At 64.5% G+C, this 22,934-nt stretch carries 23 protein-coding genes; 10 read left to right on the top strand and 13 right to left on the bottom strand.

Translation table 11 applies throughout. The annotated features are described in order from the left end of the window. Positions 1-8: 8 nt before the first annotated feature. From FJV80_RS23955 to FJV80_RS23965, 3 genes are read right to left on the bottom strand one after another with little or no spacing between them, the layout of a single operon-like run. Entirely contained in the window at positions 9-1,145 is a 1,137-nt protein-coding gene (locus tag FJV80_RS23955; protein WP_095771357.1) for a P1 family peptidase, read from the bottom strand. A gap of 2 nt (positions 1,146-1,147) precedes the next feature. After that, a complete protein-coding gene (gene xseA, locus FJV80_RS23960; RefSeq protein ID WP_142877586.1) occupies positions 1,148-2,713 on the bottom strand; it encodes an exodeoxyribonuclease VII large subunit in 1,566 nt (521 codons plus the stop codon). Between the two features lie 51 nt (positions 2,714-2,764). After that, the gene (locus FJV80_RS23965; protein WP_095771355.1) at positions 2,765-3,721 is read right to left on the bottom strand and encodes a LysR substrate-binding domain-containing protein; all 957 of its coding nucleotides are present in this window, start codon (positions 3,719-3,721) and stop codon (positions 2,765-2,767) included. A 177-nt stretch (positions 3,722-3,898) separates the two neighbouring features. On the opposite strand from FJV80_RS23965, the gene FJV80_RS23970 reads away from it, so the two are divergent. After that, positions 3,899-4,189 carry a DUF1127 domain-containing protein gene (locus tag FJV80_RS23970; protein WP_095771354.1) on the top strand — a complete coding sequence of 97 codons (291 nt, stop codon included), beginning with the start codon at positions 3,899-3,901 and terminating at the stop codon, positions 4,187-4,189. Positions 4,190-4,361: 172 nt separating this feature from the next. On the opposite strand, the gene FJV80_RS23975 is transcribed toward FJV80_RS23970, so the two are convergent. The 4 genes from FJV80_RS23975 to FJV80_RS23990 all read right to left on the bottom strand — a co-directional run bounded on the left by FJV80_RS23975 (position 4,362) and on the right by FJV80_RS23990 (position 8,368). Further along, complete coding sequence (locus tag FJV80_RS23975) at positions 4,362-5,360, bottom strand: DUF937 domain-containing protein (protein WP_095786857.1); 999 nt, start codon at positions 5,358-5,360, stop codon at positions 4,362-4,364. Positions 5,361-5,437: 77 nt separating this feature from the next. Then, entirely contained in the window at positions 5,438-6,811 is a 1,374-nt protein-coding gene (locus FJV80_RS23980; protein WP_095786856.1) for a glutamate--cysteine ligase, read from the bottom strand. Between the two features lie 143 nt (positions 6,812-6,954). Further along, positions 6,955-7,689 (bottom strand): 16S rRNA (uracil(1498)-N(3))-methyltransferase, encoded by a 735-nt coding sequence (locus tag FJV80_RS23985; RefSeq protein WP_142877587.1) that lies wholly within the window; start codon positions 7,687-7,689, stop codon positions 6,955-6,957. 31 nt (positions 7,690-7,720) lie between these two features. Then, positions 7,721-8,368: a hypothetical protein gene (locus FJV80_RS23990; protein WP_142877588.1), complete on the bottom strand. Its 648-nt coding sequence runs from the start codon at positions 8,366-8,368 to the stop codon at positions 7,721-7,723. An 87-nt stretch (positions 8,369-8,455) separates the two neighbouring features. Here FJV80_RS23990 and FJV80_RS23995 point away from each other — a divergent pair, with 87 nt between their 5' ends. Together FJV80_RS23995 and FJV80_RS24000 are read left to right on the top strand one after the other, a co-directional pair. Beyond that, positions 8,456-9,163 (top strand): type 1 glutamine amidotransferase, encoded by a 708-nt coding sequence (locus FJV80_RS23995; RefSeq protein ID WP_095791114.1) that lies wholly within the window; start codon positions 8,456-8,458, stop codon positions 9,161-9,163. A 281-nt stretch (positions 9,164-9,444) separates the two neighbouring features. Next, positions 9,445-9,585 (top strand): hypothetical protein, encoded by a 141-nt coding sequence (locus FJV80_RS24000; protein WP_162034344.1) that lies wholly within the window; start codon positions 9,445-9,447, stop codon positions 9,583-9,585. 44 nt (positions 9,586-9,629) lie between these two features. On the opposite strand, the gene FJV80_RS24005 is transcribed toward FJV80_RS24000, so the two are convergent. From FJV80_RS24005 to FJV80_RS24015, 3 genes are read right to left on the bottom strand one after another with little or no spacing between them, the layout of a single operon-like run. Then, on the bottom strand, positions 9,630-10,397 hold the full coding sequence (locus FJV80_RS24005; protein ID WP_095791115.1) for a metallophosphoesterase family protein: 768 nt from the start codon (positions 10,395-10,397) through the stop codon (positions 9,630-9,632). A gap of 37 nt (positions 10,398-10,434) precedes the next feature. After that, entirely contained in the window at positions 10,435-11,571 is a 1,137-nt protein-coding gene (locus FJV80_RS24010; protein ID WP_095791116.1) for an alpha-hydroxy acid oxidase, read from the bottom strand. 25 nt (positions 11,572-11,596) lie between these two features. Beyond that, complete coding sequence (locus FJV80_RS24015) at positions 11,597-12,400, bottom strand: FCD domain-containing protein (RefSeq protein WP_142877589.1); 804 nt, start codon at positions 12,398-12,400, stop codon at positions 11,597-11,599. 208 nt (positions 12,401-12,608) lie between these two features. Here FJV80_RS24015 and FJV80_RS24020 point away from each other — a divergent pair, with 208 nt between their 5' ends. The 6 genes from FJV80_RS24020 to FJV80_RS24045 all read left to right on the top strand — a co-directional run bounded on the left by FJV80_RS24020 (position 12,609) and on the right by FJV80_RS24045 (position 19,803). Next, entirely contained in the window at positions 12,609-13,931 is a 1,323-nt protein-coding gene (locus tag FJV80_RS24020) for a DUF3422 family protein (RefSeq protein WP_095771345.1), read from the top strand. Positions 13,932-14,170: 239 nt separating this feature from the next. Continuing rightward, the gene (locus FJV80_RS24025) at positions 14,171-15,667 is read left to right on the top strand and encodes an FAD-linked oxidase C-terminal domain-containing protein (RefSeq protein ID WP_142877590.1); all 1,497 of its coding nucleotides are present in this window, start codon (positions 14,171-14,173) and stop codon (positions 15,665-15,667) included. Between the two features lie 4 nt (positions 15,668-15,671). After that, on the top strand, positions 15,672-16,256 hold the full coding sequence (locus FJV80_RS24030; protein WP_142877591.1) for an ASCH domain-containing protein: 585 nt from the start codon (positions 15,672-15,674) through the stop codon (positions 16,254-16,256). Next, complete coding sequence (gene glcE, locus FJV80_RS24035) at positions 16,253-17,458, top strand: glycolate oxidase subunit GlcE (protein WP_142877592.1); 1,206 nt, start codon at positions 16,253-16,255, stop codon at positions 17,456-17,458. Before FJV80_RS24030 ends, glcE begins: the two co-directional genes overlap by 4 nt. 10 nt (positions 17,459-17,468) lie before the next feature. Next, complete coding sequence (gene glcF / locus FJV80_RS24040; protein WP_142877593.1) at positions 17,469-18,767, top strand: glycolate oxidase subunit GlcF; 1,299 nt, start codon at positions 17,469-17,471, stop codon at positions 18,765-18,767. A 31-nt stretch (positions 18,768-18,798) separates the two neighbouring features. Continuing rightward, a complete protein-coding gene (locus FJV80_RS24045; protein WP_142877594.1) occupies positions 18,799-19,803 on the top strand; it encodes a hypothetical protein in 1,005 nt (334 codons plus the stop codon). A gap of 9 nt (positions 19,804-19,812) precedes the next feature. On the opposite strand, the gene FJV80_RS24050 is transcribed toward FJV80_RS24045, so the two are convergent. Beyond that, on the bottom strand, positions 19,813-20,733 hold the full coding sequence (locus tag FJV80_RS24050) for a bifunctional 5,10-methylenetetrahydrofolate dehydrogenase/5,10-methenyltetrahydrofolate cyclohydrolase (protein ID WP_142877595.1): 921 nt from the start codon (positions 20,731-20,733) through the stop codon (positions 19,813-19,815). A gap of 264 nt (positions 20,734-20,997) precedes the next feature. After that, on the bottom strand, positions 20,998-21,729 hold the full coding sequence (locus FJV80_RS24055) for a L,D-transpeptidase (protein WP_142877596.1): 732 nt from the start codon (positions 21,727-21,729) through the stop codon (positions 20,998-21,000). 213 nt (positions 21,730-21,942) lie between these two features. Here FJV80_RS24055 and FJV80_RS24060 point away from each other — a divergent pair, with 213 nt between their 5' ends. After that, positions 21,943-22,581, top strand: a complete 639-nt coding sequence (locus FJV80_RS24060; protein ID WP_142877597.1) for a DNA-3-methyladenine glycosylase I — start codon at positions 21,943-21,945, stop codon at positions 22,579-22,581. 86 nt (positions 22,582-22,667) lie between these two features. On the opposite strand, the gene FJV80_RS24065 is transcribed toward FJV80_RS24060, so the two are convergent. After that, positions 22,668-22,919: a hypothetical protein gene (locus FJV80_RS24065; protein ID WP_142877598.1), complete on the bottom strand. Its 252-nt coding sequence runs from the start codon at positions 22,917-22,919 to the stop codon at positions 22,668-22,670. Positions 22,920-22,934 lie beyond the last annotated feature (15 nt).

Genomic DNA, 22,934 nt, shown 5'->3' on the forward strand with positions numbered 1-22,934 from the left:
TTGTCGTCTCAGCCGAACGTTTCTTTCAGCCCGAATTTCTCTTTGACCCACGCCTTCGGCAGCGCCGGCACGAAATTGCCGTCGCGCCCGGTCATGTCGTCATTGGCGGCCAGGGCGTTAAGGATCGATTCCTCCACCGTCTGGATCACCGCATCGAAGAATGGATCGATGTCTGTATCGGGAATGAAATCGGCCTTGGCGATCCGGCCCGACGGCGCAAGTGCGGCGGCAGGATTGGCTGTCGAGAAGGCGAGAAAGATGTCGCCCGAACTGTGATAGCCAAAGCCGCCGGTCATCGCGACGCCCAGCGGCACCCGGCGTGCCAGCCGCTTCATCTGGTGCGGCAGGAACGGCGCATCGGTGGCGACAACGGCGATGATCGAACCCTTTTCGGCGCGCGGCGTGCCTTCGCGGATCGCGGGCTCCGCGAGTTCGGATCCGGCGCGCAGGCCACGAACGGTGAAATTGCGCCGCTTGCCGAAATTCGACTGCACGAAGGCGCCGACCGTGTAGGAATTTCCCTGCCACCCTATGATGCGCGACGCGGTGCCCGAGCCGGCCTTGAAGCCGAAAGTGATCATGCCGGTGCCGCCGCCGACGCTGCCTTCCTCGACCGGGCCGCCGGTTGCGCCATCGAGTGCCTGGGCAACGTGCTCTGATGTCAAATGGTGGCCATTGATGTCGTTGAGAAACCCGTCATAGGTCTCCGCCGCCACCGGCAGGCCCCAGGCGCTGTCGACCGCGATAGGCAGTACGCGTTGCATCCAGCGCAGCGTGCCATCACGCGAAACACCGCAGGAATGCGTGTTGGTGATGGTGATAGGGAAGTTGAAAGCGCCGGTTTCCTCGATGATGTGCGAGCCGGTCAGCTCACCATTGCCGTTCTGGCTGAAGATGCCGGCGAAGACCGGTGTAGCCAGGTCGGCGCGCGGTCTGGGCAGGATCGCCGTGACACCGGTGCGCACCGGCCCCTTGCCGACGACGAGCGGCCCGTCGCCTGAAATCAGCGTCGCATAGCCGACCGCGACACCGGGCACGTCGGTGATTGCGTTGAACGGCCCGGGCGTTCCGTCGAAACCGATGCCGAAGCTGCGTGCGCGCGGCTTGCCGCTCGGCGTGGCCAGATGGTGCGGATTGTCGGTCATGGTCAGAACAGCGACCCCTGATTGCCGGGTTCTTTCGCCTTGGCCGCCGGCCTGGCTGCCGGCTTTGGCCGCGCTGCGCCGCTGGTTGCCACCGCGTCCGCCGTCCCGTCGGCGAACTCCAGCGAAAGCGCCATCCCCGATGCCACGTCAGCCGCCTGCTTGATGACGGCGCCGTCGGCATCCTTCACCAGCGCGAAGCCGCGCGCGAGCACGGCCTTGTGCGAAAGCGTGGTCAAGAGGCGTTCGGCCTGGCTCAACTGGCCGCGCAGGCGCTCAAGGCGCAGCGAAATGACCCGATCCTGCCGCCTGGCGAGCGCCGCCAGCGTGTCGGCCTGCAGTTTTTGCCGGCGCGCGATCGGCGCCGGCGACAGCCGCGTCGCGGTGCGCGCGAAGCGCGCGCGACGTTCGCGCACAATGGCAAAGAACGCCGCCTGCGCGCGGGCGAGGTCACGCCCGGTCAGCGTGCGCGCCTCGTTGATGCGTCGCGACAGCGTGGCCGGCGTCAACCTCTGGGCCTGGAGACGCGCCCGCTTGCGGTCGACGCTGACGGACAGGCCGCGGCCGAGCCTTGATGTCGCCTCGTCGAGGCGCCGGCGCGGCAGCGCCAGCAATTGATCGGGCGAGGGCAGTGCGCGTGCCGCCGCGCGCGCGGCCTGCCGCTTGCGTTCGAAATTGCGCAGCACCGCCGCCTTGAGCCGCGCGCCAAGGCTGGCCAGCGTCGCTTCGAGGTCGGCCTTCACCGGCACGGCGATTTCGGCCGCGCCCGTCGGTGTCGGCGCCCGCACATCGGCGACGAGGTCGATCAATGTCCAGTCGGTTTCGTGGCCGACAGCGGAAATCACCGGAATGCCTGAGGCCGCAACGGCGCGGGCCAGCGCCTCGTCGTTGAAGCCCCAGAGGTCCTCGAGGCTGCCGCCGCCGCGCGCCACGATCAAGAGATCGGGGCGCTGGATCGAACCGTCCCAGGTCAGCGCGTTGAAGCCGGTGACGGCATTGGTCACTTCCGCACTCGCGGTATCGCCCTGCACGCGCACCGGCCAGACCAGCACATGCAGCGGAAAGCGGTCCTTGATGCGGTGGATGATGTCGCGGATGACGGAGCCGGTCGGCGAGGTGACGACGCCGATGACGCGCGGCATGAAGGGCAGCCGGCGTTTGCGGCCGGCATCGAAAAGCCCCTCCGCCTGCAGCCGGCGCTTGCGCTCCTCCAGCAGCGCCATCAGCGCGCCCGCGCCGGCAGGCTCCAGATTGTCGATGACGATCTGGTAGTTGGACTTGCCGGGATAGGTGGTGAGCTTGCCGGTGGCGATCACTTCCATCCCTTCCTCGGGGCGGAATTTCAGCCGGCTCATCGTGCCTTTCCACACCACGGCGTCGAGCCGGGCACGGTCGTCCTTCAGCGCGAAATAGGCATGGCCGGAGGAATGCGGGCCGCGATAGCCCGAGATTTCGCCGCGCACCCGCACATTGCCGAAGACGTCCTCGACCGTGCGCTTCAGCGCGCCGGAGATCTCGCTCACCGTGTATTCAGTGGCGTTGGTGCGTGATTCGGATGCTGCTTCGCTCATCGGCTGATTGGGGGCTGGTTGGCGCCCCGCGTCAAGGCGCCACGATCCTTCCTACCAGCCCGGCAGGATCTGGTTCGCCTTGGTACGCCTGATCTTGGCGTAGGCAAGTGCTGCGAAATCGAATGTCCCGGCCTCTTCGACGAGCGGCACCGAGATGTTGTCCAGGCTCTCCGAGATGTGGCGGGCGAGCGCATCGACGATCTCCGGCCGCGAGGTCTGGCCGCGCATGATGCCGATGCGGCAGTCGGGCAGGGTTCCGAAGCCGTCGGCTTCGCCCAGCACCCGCATGCCGGGCCTGAGTGCGCATTCCGGCAGCACCGAGATCGCCAGGCCCGACAGAACGGCGGCGGTGATGACGGTCGCCGAGAAGCTGGTGAACAGGATGCGATAGTCGCGGTTCTGCTGGTCCAGCACATCGACGGCGGCGCGCCGCCAGATGCAATTCGGCCGGCCAAAGGCCATCGGCAGCGTCTCCTGTTCATGCGTCGCATGATTGGCCGAGGTGACCCACAGCAGCGGTTCGCGCCGCACCACTTCCGACTGGCCGCGCACGTCATTGTGCGTCACCAGCGCGAGGTCGAGATTGCCGCGCTTGATGTGCTCGACCAGCCCCGGTGTCGGCTCGCAGATGACCGTCAGCTCGACGCGTGGGTTGGAGCGGGTGAAGCGCGCCATGATCTCGGGCAGGAAGCGGTCGGCATAGTCGTCCGGCGTGCCGATGCGGATCGTGCCTTCGAGCCGCTGGTCGTCGAAGGCGGCGAGCGTTTCGCGGTTGAGGTAGAGCAGCCGTCTTGCATAGGAGAGCAGCTTGTCGCCTTCCTCCGTCAGCCTGTTGGAGCGCCCCTCCTTCTCGAACAGCGGCTTGCCGATCCGCTCCTCCAGCCGGCGCATCTGCATCGACACCGCCGACTGGGTCCGGTGCACCTCTTCCGCCGCCCGCGTGAAGCTGCCGGTATCGGCGATCGAAATGAAGGTTTGCAACTGATCGAGATCGAGCGGCGCTTTCATCGGCGTGATCCATCACTGGTGTTGATGGTAAAGATTAAAAACATTCGTTGGATTAATCAATCGGCCGATGGCAAATTGCTGACATCCACATGAAGGCATGTGAATCGAAGCCGGAACGGTCGCTGTCGCCAGCGTCTGTTGCTTGGTTTCGTCCGCTCGACTCCGAAGGAGACAGACATGACCACGATCGATTTCGCCACCGAGACCTCGCGCATCACCTCGCGTCCGGCCGTTGCGACGCGCGTGGCCAATACCGTCTTCAATATCTACCGCGCGTGGAAAAACCGTCGCGCCTTCTACCGCCTTGGCGAGATGTCGGACGCCGAACTCGCCGATATCGGCCTGACGCGCGCCGACCTGCATGTCGCCATCGACGTGCCGTTCGGTCGTGACCCGACGGCGATCCTGCGCGAAATCGCCAGTGATCGCGTCGAAACGATCGAGGACATCGACCGCAAGGTGGCCTGATCGGCTGATTTCGGTCCTGCTGAACCTTTTCAGGGCTCAGCGCGACCAAGGATTATGCAGGCTCCCCCACTCCCTGCCGGTTCCCCGCCGGCCTGCCTGCACGTTGCCCGGTCCTCCCAAGGACCGGGCTTTTCTTTTCTGGCTTGCTCGGAAAGGGCTCTTGGTTTGGCGCCTAGCGCCGGTCCATGTCCCGCTTGAACTGGTCGAAGATCGTTTCCACGCCCTTCTGGTAGTCGTCACGCTGCTGGGCGCCGGTCTCGAACATCTTGCCGAACAGATCGTCGAACGGGTTTCGTGGCCGGCCGCTCGGATTGGTCTGCGGCGGCGGCGCCTGGCGCTGCTGCGGTGCCTGCGGCTGCGGCGCCGGCTGTCCGCCGCCAAATCCGCCCCCGCCACCTTGCCGCAGCATCTCCTCGAAGATCTTTCCCAGCGGATTGTCGCCGTAGGGGCTTTGCGTCTGCTGCGGCTGCGCCCGGCCCTGCGGCTGCGGCGTGCCGCCACCAAACATATCCTGCAGCACCTTCCCCAACGGATTGTCGCCATAGGGATTGGGTGCCGGCTGCGGCTGGCTTTGCCCGCCGAACATGTCCTGCAAGACCTTGCCGAGCGGGTTGTCCATCGGGTTCTGGGGCTGCGGTGCCTGGCGTTGTTGTGGCGCCGGAGCCTGCATGCCGCCCTGCCGCATCATCTGCTCGATGATCTCGCCGAGAGGGTTGCTGCCGCCGCCAAAACCGCCGGCGGCCTGCATCTGGTTTGTCGTCTGCTTGAACAGTCCACCCATCACCATCGAGGCGATCGCCGGCAGCATCTGCTGCAGGATCTGCTGGCTGACGCCACTCGCTTGCGCCGCCTGGCTGGCGACGGCGCGCGACAGGTCCTTCGAGCCGAACAGGTGTCCGAGAATGCCGTTGCCTTCGTCGACGCCCTGCGGCGAGAAGGCCCGGGTCGCGTCCTCGAAATATTTGGCGTGCTGGCCGCTTGCCATCGCCGTCATGAAGGCGCCAAGCCCGTAAGGATCGGCGGTGTTGCGTTGCAACCCCTGCGAAAAGGCCGGCAGCAGGGCGGCGACTGCTGCCTGTGTCTGCTGCATTGAAAGCCCATATTGCTGGGCAAGGGCCTGCATGCCGTTGCCGTTCTGGGCCTGCGCCAGCATGTCGAACAAGGTGGGCATCGGCGTCTCCTCCTGAATTCCTCGGAAGGGAGCCTAATTCGTTTCAACGGTCGATTGAAGCGGCTTTTGCCGCTGGCTTAATAGGCGTATTCCATGAACACCGGCTCGATCGAGCCACCCCAGCGCGTGTGGTAGGCGGAAAGCATCTCCTCGGCGCTGGTCGTGCCGCGCGCGACCACCTCGTCCAAAGTGTTGAGGAACGAGGTTTCGTCGTAGCCGTCGCGGTTTTTCTTGCCGCGGTTCTTCAGCCCGGTGCGCGAAATGGCCAGCACGTCCCGTGCGATCTCGCGCAGCGTGGCGTTGCGGAAGGGCGCAGCAATGCCGAATTCTGGCACGGCGTCGCGCATCGCCAGCACTTCCTTGTACGTCCAGCTTGAGGTCAATGCCTCGGCTGCGTCGAGTGCCGCCTCGTCGTAGAGCAGCCCGACCCAGAAGGCCGGCAGCGCGCAGATGCGCCGCCACGGGCCGCCATCGGCGCCGCGCATTTCGAGGAAACGCTTCAGCCGCACATCGGGGAACAGTGTCGACAGGTGGTTCGCCCAGTCGCCCATCGTCGGCAGGCCGTCCGGCACTTCGTTGCGCGCGGCGCCGGCCATGAACTGGCGGAAGGTGATGTGCGTCATGTCGTGATAATGGCCGTCGCGGATGACGAAATACATCGGCACGTCGAGCGCCCATTCGACATAGTCGGCGAAGCCGAAATCGGGCGAGAAGCAGAATTCGAGCAGGCCCGAGCGCTGGTTGTCGGTGTCGCGCCAGATGTCGCCGCGCCAGCTCTGCAAACCGTTCGGCCGGCTTTCGGTGAAGGGCGAGTTGGCGAACAGCGCCGTCGACAGCGGCTGCAGCTTCAGCGACACCTGCATCTTGCGGCGCATGTCGGCTTCGCTCTCGAAGTCGAGATTTACCTGGATCGTGCAGGTGCGGTACATCATGTCGAGGCCCTTGGTGCCGACCTTGGGCATGTAACGCGTCATGATCTCATAGCGCGACTTCGGCATTTTCGGCGTTTCGGCCAGCGACCATTTCGGGCTGCCGCCGAGCCCGAGGAAGCGGATGCCCATCGGCTCGGCGATCTCGCGCACCTGCGCCAGATGCGCATTGCCCTCGCGACAGGTCTGATGGATGGTTTCCAGCGGCGCGCCGGAAAGCTCGAACTGGCCGCCGGGCTCGAGCGAGATCGCGCCCTGGCCGGTCGGTTCGACCAGGCCGATGATGCGGCCGTCGTCGATGATCGGATCCCAGCCAAGCTTTGACTGCATGCCTTCGAGGATGGCGCGGATGCCGCGCTCGCCGCCATAGGGCACAGGCGCGTTGCCATCGACATAGAAGGGGAACTTCTCGTGCTCGGTGCCGATGCGCCACTTGTCGCGCGGCTTGTTGCCCTCGGCCAGGTGGTCGACGAGTTCGTCGACGCCTTCGATCGGCCGGAAATCGGTTGTGTCGCGCGCCATCGCTGTGCCCTCAGAGACGGTCGGGTGACCGCCGGCGGTAAATGGACGAAATGTCAGTAGCCGATCAAGCGAAAAATCCTGAGCCACAGGTCAAGAGGAATTGAAGGCCACGAACCGGGCGGCCTCTTGCAAGACATCGCGTCCTACCAGTCTCCGACAGTTGCCTGCATCACCGCAAGTGCGGCCACCGCCGCCGTGTCGGCGCGCAGGATGCGGGGGCCGAGCGGAATGGCGGTCACGAAGGGCAGGGCGCGCAGCATCTTGCGCTCGTCATCGGAAAAGCCGCCCTCCGGTCCGACCAGCAGCGCGAGCTTCTTCTCCTTTACGGCCTGCAGGGCAGGCAGCGGATTGTTGGTCGAGGCGTCCTCGTCGCAGAAGACCAGCCGCCTTTCCTTGTCCCAGCCGGTCAGCAGGCGTTCGAATTTTTCCGTCTCTCGCACTTCTGGAACCGCCAGGATGCCGCATTGCTCGGCGGCCTCGACGACATTGGCCCGCAGCCGATCGATGGACGGCTTGGCCACTTGCGTGTGCTGCGTGATGACAGGCTGCAGGACGCCGGCGCCCATCTCGACCGCTTTCTGCACGAGATAGTCGAGCCGGCCCTGCTTCAGCGGCGCGAAACAATAGATGAGATCGGGGAGGGGTGGCTGTGGCCGTTGCAGCGCCAAGACCTTGAGTTTGACTGCCCTCTTCGACTTCGCCGCGATGGCCGCCGACCATTCGCCGTCGCGGCCATTGAACAGCAGGATTTCGGCACCTTCGCCAAGCCGCAGCACATGCATGAGATAATGGCTCTGCTGTTGGTCGGCATCGAACTCGGCATCCGGCCCGAGGTCGTCAGGCACGAACAGACGTTGCATCTTGTAATTGGCGCGCATCGCCGAGGAATGAGCGAGCCGGTGGCTGGCGTCAACCCTCGGCCGACGGATGCCACACCGGACGAAAGCCATGCCTCAGGACGGCAAGCGTTGTCCCGGGGGTCAGCAGCACAAGCGCCTTGTCTTCCAGCTGGCCAAGACCGGCGGGTGGGCCATATCCGGCGAAGGACCAACGCAACGCCTTGCCGTGACGCACGGCATAGGCGTTGCCGCCGGTGCCCACCACCGCGCCGTCGGGCAGGCTGGACAGCTCATGCATCGCCACAGCAGGGCGTTTGCCACCCGACGCCAGCCGCTCCTTGTGCAGCCTTTTGTCGACCTGTGGCGCGCGGGGCTCGGCAATGCCGAAGGCTTCGCCGAAGCGGCCGACAAAATCCCTGGCCCGTTCGCGCTGGCAAAAGAAGCAGGGCCGATGACCGGCGGCCAGCGCCGTCACCTCGTCGAGGAAGAACAACTCGGTCCAGCCGGCCTTGCCACCAGGACGGTTTTTGCCCATCGGCTCGCGCCGGACATTGCGGAATTGGCATATGCAGATGATCCAGGCCTGAAGCGCCCAGCGCTTCCTCAGCAGCGTCTTGGTCGCGGGATCGTGGATGATGCCGCGATTGCCGGTGAACAGCCCGCGCTCGGGCACGGCGTGGATGGCGCCGAACGGATCGACCCGGTTCTGCAGTGGCATAGTTCTCTCCCAGAATACGATCTTGGCTGCAATGCGGGCGGCATGATATCGCTCGTGACATCTTTTTCATGTCAGCAGGGTTTTGCGATGCGGGTGCTGGTGGTCCAGAACTACGACAATACCGGCCTCGGCCAGGTCGGTGCCGCCCTTGCGGAAGCCGGCGCCGATCTCGACGTGCGCCTTCCTTACAAGGGTGATCCCCTTCCCGAAGATGCGAACGGGCACGATGCGATGGTGGTGCTCGGCGGCGGCCAGAATGCGCTGGCCGATGATGAGTATCCCTATTTCCCCGCACTGCTCGAACTCACCCGCGATTTCGCTGGCAAGGACCGCGCCGTGCTCGGCATCTGCCTTGGCAGCCAATTGGTCGCCCGTGCCTTCGGCGGCGAGAACCGCATCGGCGGCGCCAACGAGTTCGGCTGGCGCGGCGTGTCGCTGACGCCGGACGCCAAGGCCGATCCGGTGCTGGGCGCCCTGCCGGAAAAGTTCCCGATCTTCCAGTGGCACGACGACACGTTCGAACTGCCGCAAGACGCCGTGCGGCTGGCCGGCAACGAAGTCGCCGAAAACCAGGCGTTCCGTGTCGGCCGCGCCATCTATGGCTTCCAGTTCCATTTCGAGGCCGACCGGCCGATGGTGAAGGACTGGAGTACCTCCTTCGCGTCGACCATCGCTTCGCGGCATCCCGATTGGGCCGACAAGCTCGATGGCGAAATGGCCCTTAACGGACCCGACGCCGATGCCGCCGGCATGGCGATTGCCCGCGCCTGGGTAGCCACGATCTACACGATCTAAGAGCCTGCCCCTGGCGCTCCGCGTGACATAATTGGCACGCAGCCGTGAAACCGGCTGGGGAAAACCCCTTTCATCCTTGGCTTGTGTCCGACCGCCATCCTAGAAGGCGCGCGCTCTGCATCGGCTGTGCAACCGGGATGAACCTTTTGTGTGACCCGTGCGACACACCTCCGATACAGAACGCGCCTAGAAGCGCGAAATCGTCGAAACTTTGAAGCGAATTCTCCGTTTCAACGCATTGGTAACCGCCTGGTGCACAGATGCAGGAAGCTCAACAAGAGATGACGTCCGTGAAAGCAGCGCTTCTGTCCTTTGCCATGTTGTCCGCCATCGTGCTGTGCGGTCTCGGCATCTATTCCGCCGATGCCGCCAACAACCACAACGCCGTCGACGGCTACGGCGTCACCGCCTCGCTTCGCTAAAAAAGCCGGCCCTCTCGCGACGCATCCCTGCGACGTAGCTGGGCTCAAGCTCCCTTTATAGCCATTTCCAGGATGCGTTTGTCGATCCCGTCGACGACGAGGGCGGTCAGCATGCCTGATTGCCAGGCAAGCGTGTCGACATTGACGCGGTTGGCCATCACTTCGGCCTCGGGGACGGGTGTGTGGCCGTGCACCACGATTTTTGAGAACAGGCCGGTGTGATCGTGGAAAACGTCGCGGATCCAGATCAGGTCCTGCGGGTTCTGCTTGTCCAGCGGAATGCCTGGCCTGATGCCGGCATGGCAGAAGTAGAAGTCGCCGAACGTTAACGAAAACGGCAGCGAGCGCAGGAAATCGACATGGCCCGGCGGCATCGCCTCGAGCAGGGCCTGATGTCCGCGTCTCATTGTCTCCATCTTGCCGAACCAACTGGCGTCGTTGGTGAGCGATACACCATAGGACAACGCCGTCTGGACGCCGCCATAGCGCATGAAAAGCCCTTCCGGGTCGGGGGTCCTGAGGAAATCGAGAAAGCCGATGTCGTGGTTGCCCGCCAGCATCAGATGGCGCGGATCGCGTTCGCGCGCCGCGATCAGGAAATCGATGACGCCCTTGGAGTCCGGTCCGCGGTCGACATAGTCGCCGAGATGGATCACCCGCCAGTCGCGAACCGGTTTCCACTCCAGCTCGCTCTCGATGCGCTGGTGCATGGCTGCCAGCAGGTCGAGCCGGCCATGCACGTCGCCGATTGCATAAAGTCGCACACCCTCCGGCCCATGCGCGTCGAGAAAATGGATGCCGGGTTCCGCCAACGCGTCGTGGTCTCCGTGGTCAGGCTGTCACCCGACCCTAGCGCCGGAGCTGGTCCTTGCCCATGTCGGTGACCAGACGTTTTCCGCACAGAGCCAGCGTGATGTCCATCTCCTTGCGGATGATTTCCAACGCTTTGGTAACCCCTTCCTTGCCGAGCGCGCCCAGGCCGTAAAGGAATGGGCGGCCGATATAGGTGCCCTTGGCGCCGAGACAGAGCGCTTTCAGCACATCCTGGCCGGAGCGGATGCCGCCGTCCATATGCACTTCTATTCTGTCGCCGACCGCGTCCGCGATTTCTTCCAGCGCCATGATCGAGGACGATGCGCCGTCGAGCTGGCGCCCGCCATGGTTGGAAACCACGATCGCGTCGGCGCCGGTCTTGGCCGCCATCAGCGCGTCCTCCTTGTCGAGGAGACCTTTGAGGATCAGCTTGCCGCCCCAGCGTTCCTTGATCCAGGCGACATCCTTCCACGACAGCTGCGGGTCGAACTGCTCGTTTGTCCAGGACGACAGCGAAGAGACGTCGCCGACACCCTTGGCATGGCCGACGATGTTGCGGAACGTGCGGCGCTTGGTGCCGGCGATACCCAGGCACCAGCGCGGCTTGCTGGCCAGGTCGATGATGTTGGCCAGTGTCATCTTGGGCGGCGCCGAAAGCCCGTTGCGCACGTCCTTGTGGCGTTGGCCGAGGATCTGCAGGTCGAGCGTCAGCACCAGTGCCGAGCATTTCGCCGCCTTGGCGCGGTCGATCAAATCGAGCACGAAATCCTTGTCGCGCAGCACATAGAGCTGGAACCAGAACGGTTTCGTCGTCGCCGAGGCGACATCCTCGATCGAGCAGATGCTCATCGTCGACAGGGTGAAAGGCACGCCGAATTCCTCGGCCGCCTGCGCCGCCAGCATCTCGCCATCGGCGTGCTGCATGCCGGTCAGGCCGGTGGGCGCCAGCGCCACCGGCATCGACACTTTCTGGCCGATCATGGTCGATTCCAGCGAGCGGTTGCTCATGTCGACCATCACGCGCTGGCGGAACTTGATCTTCTGGAAGTCTTCCTCGTTGGCCCGATAGGTGCTCTCGGTCCAGGCACCGGAATCGGCGTAGTCGAAGAACATCTTGGGCACGCGCCGGCGGGCGAGATCCTTGAGGTCCGCGATGGTGAGAATGTCGCTCATGATGGTCCCCGCTTGATTTTATTCACTAGGAGCGTCTGCGCGCCGGTTCGGTATCGCTGGCTTCCGAACGCTGCCGCAGCCGCAGCCGTGACACGCGTTGCCAGTCGCCGCTGCGCTCGGCTTCTGCCATCGACCGCTCGACATAGGTCATGTGGTCCATCGCCGCGCGCCGGGCAGCGTTGGGATCGCCGGCCTTGACCGCGGCGTGGATTGCCTTGTGCTGCGCCAGCAGCGCCTCGCGCGCGCCAGGCACGGTGAAGACCAGCAGCCGGTTCTGGAAGACGCCTTCCGACAAAAGCCGGTAGCAGGAGCGCAGCGTGTGCAGAAGCAGGATGTTGTGCGCGCATTCGCAGATCGCTTGATGGAACTCGACGTCGATCTCGGCCTCGTCGTCGAAATCGCCGGTGCGATGCGCCTCGTCCATGCGCGCCATGATGCGGTCGAGCAGCGCCAGGTCTTCCGGGGTGGCGCGCCGCGCCGCGTATTCGGCGGCTATGCCTTCGATCTCGCGGCGGTATTCCAGATAATCGGTCACCGCCTTGCGATGCATCGAGATCAGGTCGGCCACCGGCTTTGTGAACAGCTGGCCGATGATGTCGGCGACATGCGTGCCGCCGCCTGCCTTGGTCGTCAACAGCCCGCGCCCTTCCAGCGCCTTCAGCGCGTCGCGCAGGATCGGCCGCGATACGTCGAACTGGCGTGCCAGTTCGCGCTCGCCCGGCAGCCGGTCGCCGGTGCGCAGCACGCCTTCGAGGATGAGGCTTTCGATCTGCTGCACCACCTCGTCGGCGGTGCGCGAATGCTCGATCCTGGAAAAAATATCGCTCAACAGCTGTGCCTGGGAATTGAACCGGTGTCGCGCAGGATAAAGCCTGCGTCGCCAACTGGTCAAATTATTTATCCAATTGGTCGAAACGCGTCGGTTTCGCCGTCCGGCGCAATATCATCTCCGGCTAAACTTGTTGTTTGCGTCGTCAGCCTATTGGCTCTAGAGGACGCGACTGCAAGAGGGTCTAGAGAACCCCGGGGGACAAGCCGTGTCAGACGACCCGTCCAATCTCGAATTCCAACCGCGCGCCAAGGGCAGCGTCATGGGTTTCCCCGCGCATGAGGGCCGGCCCGGCGCGCTGGGAGAGGTCCATGCCAGGCCGCATCCGCTCATCGAAAAGCCGCGCGTCCTGATGCAACTCGCCTTCATGACCGAGGGTGGCTCCGGCGTCGACCATGCCGTGCTTTCCGAACTGTCGCGGCGTCTTGGCATCGCCGCGCCCGACCGTCAGGCCCGCCATCACGCCATGAAATGGGGCAAGGGCTCGCTGCGCTGGGAACGGCATACGGAGTTCTCGACCTATCTGTGGGAAGGTCCGCTTTCCGAAAGCGGCAGGGCGCAGGAGGACACACCCTTCGGTAACGGCTTTTCGCCGCCGGGCACCGTCATTTCGGGTATCCGGCTCGAGATCCGCAAATGGACGCAGGCGAGCGAGCGGCTGATCGCCGCTTTCGATCCGACCAGCCTGTGCTACTCGCTGGTCGAGCGCGGCAATGCGGCCATCGTCACGGATTTCCGCCAGGATGGCGACGGCATGACCCGCATATTAGTGCTTGACCGCGGCCTGACGCCGGCGCGCACCGGGGCGCTGTCGCAGCGGCTGATCGACATCGAAACCTACCGGACGCTCGCCATGCTCGGCCTGCCGCTGGCGCTGACCTTGTCCGGCCGCGCCCGCCGCATCGAGGACAGGCTCGCCCAGACCACGCTGGAAATGAAGGTTGCCGAGACCCGTGACAGCCAGACTTTGCTCGCCGACCTGACCGAACTTGCCGCCGAACTGGAGGCCGACGCTGCCTCCAGCCTCTACCGCTTCGGCGCCAGCCGCGCCTATGACGGCATCGTCGTCGAGCGGCTGGAAGCGCTCGAGGAAGAGGCCGTGCCAGGCTACGACACCTGGGGCGGGTTCCTGCAGCGCCGGGTCGCACCTGCCATGCGCACCTGCCGGTCGGTCGAGGAGCGGCAGGCCAATTTGTCGCGCAAATTGACCCGCGCCACGACGCTGCTGCGCACCTGGGTCGATGTCGAGGTCGAGAAGCAGAACCGCGATCTGCTCGCCTCGATGAACAACCGCGCGCGGCTGCAGCTGCGCCTGCAGCAGACCGTCGAAGGACTCTCGGTGGCCGCCGTCTCCTATTACGTCGTCGGCCTCATCGGTTATGTCGCCAAGGGCGCCTCGATCTTCGGCCATGCTTTCGCGCCGGAAGTCGTCACCGCTGCCTCGGTGCCGGTCGCCATCCTGCTGGTCTGGTGGGGCGTGCGTCGCGTGCGCCGCATGCATTCCGAGCCGGCCAAGCACCCCGGCGAATAGCGGCAGCCCTACCCTCCAACTTGTGGGCCGGGGTGGGGGTCTTCATAAGCGCCGCGCTGCCCCCACCCCGCTCACTTCGTTCACGACCCTCCCCACAAGAGGGAGGGTAAGACAGCGGCAGATTGCCGCTGCGGAAGGTTCTCTCGTCTCGTGAACGTGGGCTCCGCCACCACGGCATTTGCAACCAGCGCGCTTCACTGGTAAAAGATTTTGACCAGTCAAGCAAAATGAGGCTGCTGATGTCCGGCCTGGCCATGCCGAAACCTGACGACGCCACGATGCGCCGGCGCGACGAGATCGTCGCCGACATGCGCATCATCGTGCCGGGCGAGGGTGTGGTCGACGCGGCCAATGCCATGCGCGCCTTCGAGAGCGATGGCCTGACCGCCTATCGGCAATTGCCGCTGGTCGTCGTTCTGCCCGAGACGGTGGCGCAGGTCTCCCGCCTGCTGAAATACTGCAACGACCGCAACATCCGCGTCGTGCCGCGCGGTTCCGGCACCTCGCTGTCGGGTGGAGCGCTGCCGCTGGAAGACGCGGTGCTTCTGGTGATGAGCCGCTTCAACCGCATCCTTGCGATCGATTTTCCAAATCGCATCGTCGTCGCCCAGCCGGGCGTCACCAATCTCGGCATCACCACCGCCGTCGAGCAGGAGGGCTTTTACTACGCCCCCGATCCATCCTCCCAGATCGCCTGCTCGATCGGCGGCAATGTCGCGGAGAATTCAGGCGGCGTGCACTGCCTGAAATACGGCCTCACCGCCAACAATGTGCTCGGCATCGAGATGGTGCTGATGAATGGCGAGGTGGTGCGGCTCGGCGGCAGCCATCTCGATGCCGAGGGCTATGATCTGCTTGGCGTGATGACCGGTTCCGAAGGCCTGCTCGGCGTCGTCACCGAAGTCACGGTCCGCATATTGAAGAAGCCGGAGACGGCGCGCGCGCTGCTGATCGGCTTTCCGACCAGCGAGCAGGGCGGCCAGTGCGTCGCCGACATTATCGGCGCCGGCATCATTCCCGGCGGCATGGAAATGATGGACCGGCCGGCGATCCACGCGGCGGAGGATTTCGTCCACGCTGGCTATCCCCTCGATGTCGAGGCGTTGCTGATCGTCGAGCTCGACGGGCCGGGCGTCGAGGTCGATCACCTCATCACCGCTGTCGAGGCGATCGCCATAAGCAACGGCTCGACCACCTGCCGCATCTCGCAATCCGAGCAGGAGCGGCTGAGCTTCTGGGCCGGCCGCAAGGCGGCCTTCCCGGCGGTCGGTCGCATCTCACCCGACTATTACTGCATGGACGGCACAATCCCCCGCAAGGAACTGCCGCGTGTGCTCGCCGGCATGCGCGAGCTGTCGGAAAAATACGGTCTCGGCGTCGCCAATGTCTTTCACGCCGGCGACGGCAATCTGCATCCGCTGATCCTCTACGATGCCAATGTTCCCGGCGAACTCGACAAGGCCGAAAGTTTTGGCGCCGACATATTGCGCCTCTGCGTCAAGGTCGGGGGCGTGCTGACGGGGGAACATGGGGTCGGGGTCGAGAAGCGCGACCTGATGCCGGAAATGTTTAACCAGGTCGATCTCGACCAGCAGATGCGCGTCAAATGCGCCTTCGACCCCAATCACCTGCTCAACCCGGGAAAGGTGTTCCCGCAACTGCGCCGGTGTGCGGAGCTGGGAAGGATGCATGTGCATCGCGGGCAAGTGGCGTTTCCGGATATTCCGAGGTTTTGAGAGGATGCTGTTCCGGGACCAGACCCTTGCGGCCATTGTGTCGGGCGAAGTGACGCTCGCCTTTCGCCGCTGGCGGCGGCCGACGGTCAGGGCTGGCGGGCGGGTGAGAACGGCGTCGGGCGTCGTGCTGATCGGCGATATCACGGTCGTGGAGATGTCCGCACTGACGGAAAAGGACGCCAGCGCGGCTGGCTTTACGACACTCGCGGCCCTGCGGGAGATGCTTGGGCCTGATGACGGCACCCCGGTCTATCGCATCGAACTCATCGGTCTTGAGCCCGACGAGCGGGTTGCCTTGCGCGGCGAGGCCTCGCTGTCCGATGCGGATTGGCACGCCCTGACCTTGCGCTTTGCCCGCTGGGACAAGACGGCGCCTGGCTATTTCCCGTCGATCCTGCGGGCAATCGGCGCCCATCCGGAAGTGCGGGCGGCGGACCTGGCGGCCAAGGCCGGCGTCGAGACGCCGAAATTCAAGCAGGATGTCCGCAAGCTCAAGGAACTCGGGCTCACCGAGAGCCTCGAGATCGGTTACCGGCTGTCGCCAAGGGGCGAAGCCATGCTCGAGAAGCTCAGGGAGCACAGGCTTTGACGACTTTCACCCCGAAAACGTCAGGCGAAGTCCTGTCCACCATTGCCTGGGCGGTGGCAGAAGGGACGCCGCTCGAAATTATCGGCCATGGCTCCAAGCGCGGCATCGGCCGTCCGTTGCAGACCGAGCACACGCTCGACCTGTCGAAACTCACCGGCGTCACTCTTTATGAACCCGCCGAACTGGTGCTGTCGGCCAAGGCCGGCACGCCTTTGGCCGAGATCGAAAAGCTGCTGGCGGACAACGGCCAGCAGCTCGCCTTCGAGCCGATGGACTACGGCCCGCTGCTCGCCGGCGAACCGGGCAAGGGCACGATCGGCGGCGTGCTTGCCGCCAACCTCTCCGGTCCGCGCCGGCTAAAGGCGGGCGGGGCGCGCGATCATATCCTCGGCATCAACGTCGTGTCCGGCCGGGGCGAAGCTTTCAAGTCCGGCGGACGCGTGGTCAAGAATGTCACCGGCTATGACATGTCGAAGCTGATGGCCAACAGCTGGGGCACGCTGGCCGTTTTCACCGACGTCACCTTCAAGGTGCTTCCTGCCGCCGAGACCGAGGTGACGCTCGCGGTCCGTGGCCTGCTTGACGACGCCGCGGCGAGCGCCATGGCGCTGGCACTCGGCTCCAGCGCGGAAGTGTCGAGTGCCGCCCATCTGCCGGAGCGGATCGCCGCGCGCGTAGCCGGCGGCGCGCTCGGCAGCGACGCTGCCACGCTGCTGCGCGTCGAAGGTTTTGGCCCGTCCGTCGCCTATCGCATCGCCGCGCTGAAGACGCTGCTCGGCAAGGCCGGACCGCTGGAGGAGATTGCCGGCGAGGCTTCGCGGCTGATCTGGCGCGGCGTGCGCGATATCAGGCCTTTCGCCGACAGCAGCGAAAAACCGGTCTGGCGCGTGTCGATGACACCTTCGCAGGGCCACCAGATGGTGCTGACTTTGCGCATGCAGGCGGCCGTCAGCGCCTTCTATGACTGGCAGGGCGGGCTGGTGTGGTTGCGTATGGAGGAGGGCGATCCGGAAGCCGCTCTGCTGCGCGGGCTGTTGCGAAAACATGGCGGCGGCCATGCGACGCTGGTGCGCGCCGTCCCCGCCCATCGCGCTGCGCTGCCGGTGTTCGAGCCGCAGCCGCCGGCGCTGGCAGCGCTCAGCCAGCGGCTGAAGCAGGAATTCGACCCGAAGAACATCCTCAATCCCGGCCGCATGGCCTAGGACATCAGCGATGCAGACGAATTTCTCATCCGATCAGCTCGCCGACCCGCATGTCGCGGAATCGGAAAAGATCCTGCGCAAATGCGTGCATTGCGGCTTCTGCACCGCCACTTGCCCGACTTATGTGACGCTCGGCAACGAGCTCGATTCACCGCGCGGGCGCATCTACCTGATCAAGGACATGCTGGAGAACGGCCGTCCGGCCGACAAGGAGATCGTCACCCATATCGACCGCTGCCTGTCGTGCCTTGCCTGCATGACCACATGCCCTTCGGGCGTCAACTACATGCACCTGGTCGATCACGCCCGCGCCCACATCCAGGAGACCTATAGCAGGCCGCTGCTAGACCGCCTGACTCGCGCCATGCTGGCCTTCGTGCTGCCTTATCCCCAACGTTTTCGCGCCGCGCTCAAGCTGGCGAAACTCGGCAAGCCCTTCATCGGCCTGTTCGAGAAGATCCCGGCACTAAAGCCGCTCGCCGCCATGCTCAAGCTCGCGCCGGCCTCAATCCCGGCGGCCTCGCCGATGGCCTCGCCGGGCGTCCATGCCGGGCAGGGGGCCAAAAAGGGTCGCGTCGCCATTCTTACCGGCTGCGCGCAGTCGGTACTCGATCCCGCCATCAACGACACGACGATTTCGCTGCTGACGCGCCTCGGCGTCGAGGTCGTGGTGCCGCCGGGCGAAGGCTGCTGCGGCGCATTGGTCCATCATATGGGGCGCGAAGAGGCCGCGCTTGCCTCGGCAAGACAGAATGTCGATGCCTGGACGCGCGCCATGGACCAGGGCGGGCTCGACGCCATCATCATCACCGCGTCCGGTTGCGGTACGACGATCAAGGATTATGGCTTCATGCTGCGGCTCGATCCGGCCTATGCCGGCAAGGCCGCGCGCGTCTCGGCGCTGGCCAAGGATATCACTGAATATCTGGCCGCTTTCGACATGCCCGAGTCCGTGCGCAAACCGGGCACGGTCGTCGCCTATCACTCCGCCTGTTCGATGCAGCACGGCCAGAAGATCATCCGCCAGCCGAAGGAGTTGCTGGCCAAGGCCGGCTTCATCGTGCGCGAGCCGCGCGAGGGTCATCTGTGCTGCGGCTCGGCCGGAACCTACAACATCCTGCAGCCCGAGATTTCGGCAAAACTGCGCGACCGCAAGGTGAAAAACATCGAGGCGACGGGCGCCTCGATTGTCGCCACCGGCAATATCGGCTGCATCACCCAGATCGCGTCGGCCGCCAGCATGCCGGTGGTGCACACCATCAAACTGCTCGACTGGGCTTATGGCGGCGAGCCGCCCAAAATGAGTTGACCGCGAAGCATCCGCTAAGCACGATGCGGCAATGCGCAAGTCGCAACAGCAAGATATCGAAACCGTGGTTCGCCTTCTGTCGGAGGAGTCAGGTTCCACATTTCAGGCTCGCTATGCCGATTGCGAAGCTATTATCGCCCGATATTTGAAAGACGGATCGGCGTTCCTGATTCATCTCATCGAGGCGGCCGTCGAAGCCGGCGTCCACCGGATCACTCTGATCGACGACGCGGTCTCGTTCCTCGACGATTCGGATATGGCTCGCCTTGCAACTTTCCTGCAAGATGCGGCGGAAAGCGACGCCGACGTTGAGGAACTGTTGGCCCAGGCCGCCCTGCAGGCGCCCGAATTGTTCCCGGACGAAGTGCTGGCCGACATTCCCGACTTTGAGGATTGGCAGACCCACGACAACCCTCGCTCGCTGCTGGCCTGCCACCATCTCGTCTTTGAAGGCGGCACACCGGACGACTCGCCGTTTCCGACGCACCGCAATCATCCCACCTGGCATCTGCCGACGACAGGGCCGTCCTTCGCGATCGGCGGCGAGGGAACGGGCCTGTGTCGAGCCTGCGGCAGGCGGCTGGTCCATCTCATCACGCTGGACGACTTCGGGGCGGGAACAACGTCAGCTTTTCCACGGCTGCGCATCGAGACCTGCGACGGCTCGCTGGAACCGACCTATTACGCGCACGATGCCGCTGGTATACCGACGCCGATCGCGCCGTTTCATTCCAATTATGGCTCCGCAATCGAGCCGGCTTCGAAGAAAAGCAGCGTCCGTCTTGCGCCGACGCCGTCGCGGTGGCTCAGGCAGTCGTGGGGGATCAGCAATTCACGTCAAAATCTGTTTCGGCTGGGCGGTTTGCCATCCTGGGTCCAGGGACCGCAGTTTCCGCTGGTTCCCGGAACGGATCGGGAAATGAAATTTCTGCAGCTCGATTCGATGGCCGGCTTCTTCTGGGGCAGCGGCGGCATACTTTACGTCTTCTGGGACGAAGAAAGCCGTATCACCTGCCACTTACCGCAATTCACGTAACGAACGAAGCTACTCCGCCGCGAGCCTATCCGCCGTGCCATAGGTCGCCTCATAAAGCGCGCGCTGGCGGCTGAGCGCCACCATCGTGTTGCGCAGCAGGATCGCCACCGTGATCGGGCCGACGCCGCCCGGCACCGGCGTGATCCAGGAGGCCACGTCTTTCACACTGTCGGTGTCGACGTCGCCGACGATGCGGCTCGTCCCATCGGGTCCGCTCTCGGAATTGATACCGATATCGATGACGGCAGCTCCTGGCTTCACCATGTCGGCCTTGATCAGCCGCGGCTTGCCTACGGCGACGAACAGCGCGTCGGCGCGGCGCGCATGCGCTGCGACCGATCGCGTCATGTGATGGCAGACGGTCACCGTCGCGCCTTCGCTCATCAAGAGGAAGGCGATCGGCTTGCCGACGATTTCCGAATGGCCGACGATGACGACTTCGAGCCCCTTGAGGTCGAGGCCGGTCTCCTTGAGCAGTTCGACGGAGGCAGCCGCCGTGCAGGGCGCCAGATCAAGCTGGTTGTAGACGATGTTGCCGATCGAGGCCGGGTGCATGCCTTCGACATCCTTGAGCGGATGCACCGCCGCCTGCAGCGTCTTGACCGGAATATGCGCCGGCACCGGCCGCTGGATGATGATGCCGGTGACGCGTGGGTCGGCGTTCAGCCCGTGGATGGCCGCTTCCAGTTCGCCCGAGGTGATGGTGGCGGGAAAACGCCGTTCCTCGAAATCGATGCCGGCAAGCTGCGCCTTGGCGCGTTGGTTGCGCACATAGACATCCACGGCATCGGTATCGCCGACGGTGATCGAGATCAGCTTGGGCGCAAAACCCTCGGCCTTGGCGATCGCCGCATCCTCGCGCACGGCGGCGATGATGCGCTGGGCAACCGGGCCGCCCTTGAGATAGCGGCTGTCGTCGGGCAGGGACATGGCTGGCACTCTTTTCTTGCGTTGGCGCCGAGATAGCAAAAGACCATCGAAAATGGCAGCATGAAAGCGAAGCGCCATGCCTTCTGCGCGACGCAAGGACGCGGGCTTTGTCGCAGGTGCGGGACGCCGATCAAAGAAGAAGGGCAGCGCGGTTTCCCGTGCTGCCCTTCTTGACTGACCGCATCCCCATACGGCCCGTCCCCCGTTATTCCTTCCGACTTCAGGAAACGATGTGCTTCCCGACCAGGTGATTCGCTACGGCTATTATATCACCTCGACCGTGGTTCCGACATTGACCCGTTCATAAAGGTCGACCACGTCCTCGTTGCGCATGCGGATGCAGCCTGACGACACCGCGCCGCCGATCGTCCATGGCTGGTTGGTGCCGTGGATGCGGTATTCGGTCGTGCCGAGATAGAGCGCGCGGGCACCGAGCGGGTTCTCGATGCCGCCGGCCAGATAGGTCGGCAGATAGCGGCCCTTGGCGGCTTCGCGCTTGATCATCTGCGCCGGCGGGCGCCAGTCCGGCCACTCGCGCTTGTTGGTGATCTTGTGCGTGCCCGACCATTCGAAGCCTGGCTTGCCGGTGCCGACGCCGTAGCGCCGCGCCTTGCCGTTCTTCTCGACCAGATAGAGGAAGTTCTGCGTGGTATCGATGACGATCGTGCCCGGCTTCTGCGGGCCGTCATAGGCGACTTCCTGCGGCAGGTAGATTGGGTTGATCTGCGGGCGCACGACCATGCGTTTCGCCGGCGCCTGCACGGCCGCCGTCTGCACGCGGTCTGGCTGTGCCGGTTGCGCGGTGCGCAGGCGCGGCTGCTGGCGGTTCTGCCGCACAATGCCGGGCGCATTGCCGAGCTGCAGCACCCAGGGGGCGGAAAGGTCGGGGCTCACCATCACCGGCGGCCTGTCGGCATAGCGGTCGCCAGCGGCCGAGGGTGTGACGCCGGCAAACACAGCCACGGCGCCGAGCACGGAAAACACAACTCTCTTCATCGGGAACGCACCTTGGATCGTCTGATACACCGGGTGGAAACGCTCCCCGGTCCAGCGATCATTGGCGCGCAAGCAGCAACCGAAACATGAATCGGAATGCGTAAAATGCGGTTCTGTCAGTAAACCTTTTGGTGTGGTTACCGCCGGGTTCAGGAATCTGGTAAAGCCACGGTAAAGCAGCGCCAGAGCGCGTTAACGGATGGACTTTTCGCAATGAGCAATGAAAACACCGGCCTGCTTGCCGGCCCCGACGGGGTCGCGCGCTGCTTCTGGCACGGCAACCTGCCCGACTATCTGCACTATCATGATCATGAATGGGGCCGGCCGGTGGCCGACGACCGCAGACTGTTCGAAAAGATCTGCCTCGAAGGGTTTCAGTCCGGCCTGTCGTGGCTGACCATCCTGCGCAAACGCGAGAATTTTCGCGAGGCCTTCGCCGGCTTCGATTTCGACAAGGTCGCCGCCTTCACCGACAAGGATGTCGAACGCTTGCTCGGCAATGCCGGCATCATCCGCCATCGCGGCAAGATCGTCTCGACCATCAACAACGCCAAGCGGGCCCGCGAAATGGTCGACGAGTTCGGCTCGTTGGCTGCCTGGTTCTGGACGTTCGAACCCGGCAAGGCGGAACGGCCCGAAATCGTCGACCTCGCCCATCTGCGCGCCAACCCGACGACGGCGGTCTCGGTGCGGATTTCGAAGGAACTGAAGAAGCGCGGCTGGAGTTTTGTCGGCCCGACCACGGTCTATGCCTTCATGCAAGCCATGGGCTTGGTCAACGACCATCTAGAGGGCTGTGTCTGCCGCAAGGAGGTGGAGAAGGAACGCAAGGCGTTCAAACGGCCGACGTAGCTCCCTTCTCCCGTTCACGGGGAGAAGCCCAGCCGCATTACCAATCCTGCGATCAAGAAAATATGGAACCAACGAAGCGGGCGGTTTCAGGTCCCGTTGACGCTGGCCAGGAGCAGTCCGGCGACGATCGCCACCACCGTGGCCACCGTCGGATAGATCACCAGCAGACCGGTCACCAGGGCGTCACGCAGGGAAGGGCCCTTGCCGGTGTCGGCGGGCATCTCGAACGGTCCGGCAGCCTGGCCAGCCGGTTTCGGCGCATGGGTGCCGGCCGGGCGCAGCCGCGCTGGCAATTCGTCGGCATCGCTGTTGGCATGGAATTTCACTGCGCTGGTCATGTCCCGAACCCCTTC

Source organism: Mesorhizobium sp. WSM4310 (assembly GCF_007003935.1).
In the GTDB taxonomy this organism is placed as follows: domain Bacteria; phylum Pseudomonadota; class Alphaproteobacteria; order Rhizobiales; family Rhizobiaceae; genus Mesorhizobium.

Bases quoted from the DNA above. Each gene is read 5' to 3' on its own strand.
- FJV80_RS23955 (WP_095771357.1), bottom strand. From the start codon at position 1,145: ATGACCGACAATCCGCACCATCTGGCCACGCCGAGCGGCAAGCCGCGC.
- xseA (WP_142877586.1), bottom strand. From the start codon at position 2,713: ATGAGCGAAGCAGCATCCGAATCACGCACCAACGCCACTGAATACACG.
- FJV80_RS23965 (WP_095771355.1), bottom strand. From the start codon at position 3,721: ATGAAAGCGCCGCTCGATCTCGATCAGTTGCAAACCTTCATTTCGATC.
- FJV80_RS23970 (WP_095771354.1), top strand. From the start codon at position 3,899: ATGACCACGATCGATTTCGCCACCGAGACCTCGCGCATCACCTCGCGT.
- FJV80_RS23975 (WP_095786857.1), bottom strand. From the start codon at position 5,360: ATGCCCACCTTGTTCGACATGCTGGCGCAGGCCCAGAACGGCAACGGC.
- FJV80_RS23980 (WP_095786856.1), bottom strand. From the start codon at position 6,811: ATGGCGCGCGACACAACCGATTTCCGGCCGATCGAAGGCGTCGACGAA.
- FJV80_RS23985 (WP_142877587.1), bottom strand. From the start codon at position 7,689: ATGCGCGCCAATTACAAGATGCAACGTCTGTTCGTGCCTGACGACCTC.
- FJV80_RS23990 (WP_142877588.1), bottom strand. From the start codon at position 8,368: ATGCCACTGCAGAACCGGGTCGATCCGTTCGGCGCCATCCACGCCGTG.
- FJV80_RS23995 (WP_095791114.1), top strand. From the start codon at position 8,456: ATGCGGGTGCTGGTGGTCCAGAACTACGACAATACCGGCCTCGGCCAG.
- FJV80_RS24000 (WP_162034344.1), top strand. From the start codon at position 9,445: ATGACGTCCGTGAAAGCAGCGCTTCTGTCCTTTGCCATGTTGTCCGCC.
- FJV80_RS24010 (WP_095791116.1), bottom strand. From the start codon at position 11,571: ATGAGCGACATTCTCACCATCGCGGACCTCAAGGATCTCGCCCGCCGG.
- FJV80_RS24025 (WP_142877590.1), top strand. From the start codon at position 14,171: ATGTCCGGCCTGGCCATGCCGAAACCTGACGACGCCACGATGCGCCGG.
- FJV80_RS24030 (WP_142877591.1), top strand. From the start codon at position 15,672: ATGCTGTTCCGGGACCAGACCCTTGCGGCCATTGTGTCGGGCGAAGTG.
- glcF (WP_142877593.1), top strand. From the start codon at position 17,469: ATGCAGACGAATTTCTCATCCGATCAGCTCGCCGACCCGCATGTCGCG.
- FJV80_RS24045 (WP_142877594.1), top strand. From the start codon at position 18,799: ATGCGCAAGTCGCAACAGCAAGATATCGAAACCGTGGTTCGCCTTCTG.
- FJV80_RS24050 (WP_142877595.1), bottom strand. From the start codon at position 20,733: ATGTCCCTGCCCGACGACAGCCGCTATCTCAAGGGCGGCCCGGTTGCC.
- FJV80_RS24055 (WP_142877596.1), bottom strand. From the start codon at position 21,729: ATGAAGAGAGTTGTGTTTTCCGTGCTCGGCGCCGTGGCTGTGTTTGCC.
- FJV80_RS24060 (WP_142877597.1), top strand. From the start codon at position 21,943: ATGAGCAATGAAAACACCGGCCTGCTTGCCGGCCCCGACGGGGTCGCG.
- FJV80_RS24065 (WP_142877598.1), bottom strand. From the start codon at position 22,919: ATGACCAGCGCAGTGAAATTCCATGCCAACAGCGATGCCGACGAATTG.